The organism is Streptomyces sp. 8L, assembly GCF_020176795.1.
GTDB lineage: Bacteria > Actinomycetota > Actinomycetes > Streptomycetales > Streptomycetaceae > Streptomyces.
The window spans coordinates 1-2,294 of sequence record NZ_JAIUKE010000115.1; the positions used below are offsets into that span (position 1 = coordinate 1).

3 protein-coding genes are annotated in these 2,294 nt (G+C 73.5%); 1 reads left to right on the forward strand and 2 read right to left on the reverse strand.

Translation table 11 applies throughout. The annotated features are described in order from the left end of the window. Window positions 1-487: cellulose binding domain-containing protein (locus tag LCE31_RS11705; protein ID WP_225014132.1), on the reverse strand; the 487-nt coding region annotated here is incomplete at its 3' end. A gap of 311 nt (window positions 488-798) precedes the next feature. Then, window positions 799-1,656: an SDR family NAD(P)-dependent oxidoreductase gene (locus tag LCE31_RS11710; protein WP_225014133.1), complete on the reverse strand. Its 858-nt coding sequence runs from the start codon at window positions 1,654-1,656 to the stop codon at window positions 799-801. Window positions 1,657-1,814: 158 nt separating this feature from the next. On the opposite strand from LCE31_RS11710, the gene LCE31_RS11715 reads away from it, so the two are divergent. Next, window positions 1,815-2,246, forward strand: coding sequence for a VOC family protein (locus tag LCE31_RS11715; RefSeq protein ID WP_225014134.1), 432 nt, complete (start codon window positions 1,815-1,817; stop codon window positions 2,244-2,246). Window positions 2,247-2,294 lie beyond the last annotated feature (48 nt).

A 2,294-nucleotide genomic window follows, 5' to 3' on the forward strand; every position in this document is an offset into this window, starting at 1 on the left:
GGGCGGTGGTCGGCCGGCGGGAGGGGCGCCCGCTGGGTTGCGGAGTCGCGCCGTCGTCGACGGAGCACTTCGCGGAGTCGATCAGACAGGCCGTCGGGTCGGCGGCCTTCCCGGACGACGAGGTCACGAAGCCGACCGTGACGGACGCGCCCGGCGCGAGGTCCTTGTTCCAGCTCTCCGGCTTCACCGTGACATGGCGCCCGCTGACGGTGTGGGTGCCGTTCCACAGGGAGCTGACCGTGGTGCCGGCCGGCAGGTCGAACTCCAGCGTCCAGCCCGAGACCGCCTTGTCCGTCGCGTTGGTGATGACGTACTGGCCGGAGTAACCGTCGCTCCAGGCGGCTGTCCTGGTGTAGGCGGCGCCCGTCGTGGCGGCCTGCGCGGTACCGGTGACGGCGAAGGCCGCGGCGCCGATGGCGCCCGCCGCCACCGCTCCGATCGCCTTGGTCCTGCCGGTCAGCCTGCGGCGGTACGTGTTGTTGCCCATGGCGTATCTGCCTCTGCGTCGCGGAGTGTGGGGAGGTGGGGGGTGGTGCTCCGAGGCAGCACGCTAGCCCTGCCGATCCCGTCGAAATACGCGTATCGGGCGGCGGTTGGGCTTCTTAGGAGTCGCTTAAGGAACCCATCGGCGCGGGTTAAAGATCAACGTCGCGAAGGCCGCCGCTCTTCGTGCGTACGCACGGGTCCGGTCCCTGCGTACGAGCGGAAGCGACAGCGGGGGAGGGGTAGTCGCCACAGATGTGAGGCCCCGACGCGGCGGACTGACCCGTGCGGGGCCCGTCCGCCGGCCGTGCGGTGTCAGGCGCCGCCGCGGTAGCGCGGCGCGAGTGCCGCGCCGGCGGCCCTGCGGATGTCCCTCTCCGCGTCGGCCAGCCGGGCCACTGCCGCCGGCTCGTCCAGGCCGGGTACGCAGATCCGCTCGCCGCTCCGCAGCGCGGCGAGCGAGGCTCGCACGACGTCGCCCACCGGCATCCCGCCGGCGTCGTGCACCCGTGGCGTGTCGCCGGGCACCGGCTCCTCGCCCCGCGTCAGGTGGAACTCGGTCGCCGTCAGCCCGGGGCACAGCAGCTGGACGTGGACAGGGGTGTCCGCAAGCTCCGCCGCGAGAATCCGGGTGAAGGTGACGACGAAACCCTTCGTCCCGCCGTACACCGCCCGCTGGGGCGGACCGCCGGGGGAGGGCGCCAGGTCCCCCGAGAACGCCAGCAGCGACGCCACGTTCACCACGGCGCCCCGGCCCCTGCGCAGCATGCCGGGCAGCGCGGCCCGGCTCAGTACCGTCAGCGCCGTCACGTTCAGCGCGACGACCTTCGCCAGCAGGCCGGGGTCCGCCTCGGCGAACGGCCCGTAGCCGTTGATGGCGGCGCTGTTGAGCACCAGGTCCACGTCGTCACGCCCGGCCCGCTCGGCCACCCGCGCCAGCGCGGCGGCCTCCGACAGATCCGCCGGCAGCTCCTCCACCCGTACGCCGTGCTCCGCGCGCAGCCGCGCGGCCTGCCGCGCGAGCCGGTTCTCCCGTCGTGCGACGAGCACCAGATGCCAGCCGAGCGCGGCCAGCCGCTCCGCGTACTCGAAACCGATTCCGGACGAAGCGCCCGTCACGACCGCGGTCCCCGGCCGGTCGAGCACGTCGGGTCCTTCGAGATCGCCGCTCACACCACACTCCTGTCCGTTCGTCGAAACCGCGCCCCATCATGCCTCGTCTCCGGCTGCCCTCCGGCGGGGCTCCGCACGCCCCCGGCCGCGTCCCGCCCCGCCGGGTGATGTCCGTTTCGTTCATGACACGCGGTGGGGGGCCGGGCCAGACTCGCGGCATGGATCAGCGCACCGACTTCCTCACCTTCTCCACCCGCGACCTCGACACTGCCCGCGCCTTCTACCGTGACGGGCTCGGCTGGACGCCGCTGCTCGACGTGCCGGGCGAGATCGTCTTCTTCCAGACCGGGCACGGCCTGGTGCTCGGCTTCTTCGACGCGGCGAAGTTCGCTGACGACCTGGGGACCGGCCTGCGCCCCGTCAGCGGGGTCACGCTCGCGCACAACGTCGGCAGCGCCGACGAGGTCCGCGCGGTCGTCTCCCGCGCGGCAGCCGCGGGCGCCACGGTGCTCAAGGAGCCCCAGGCAGCGGCGTTCGGCGGCTTCCACGCCCATGTCGCCGACCCGAACGGCGTTGTCTGGGAGATCGCCCACAACCCCGGCTGGAGCGTCGACCAGGACGGCACGGTACGGCTGGCCCCCGCGGACTGATCCGCGAGCGGAGCCGCGCGCGCCGGTCCCGCCCACGCGTTTCCGTAC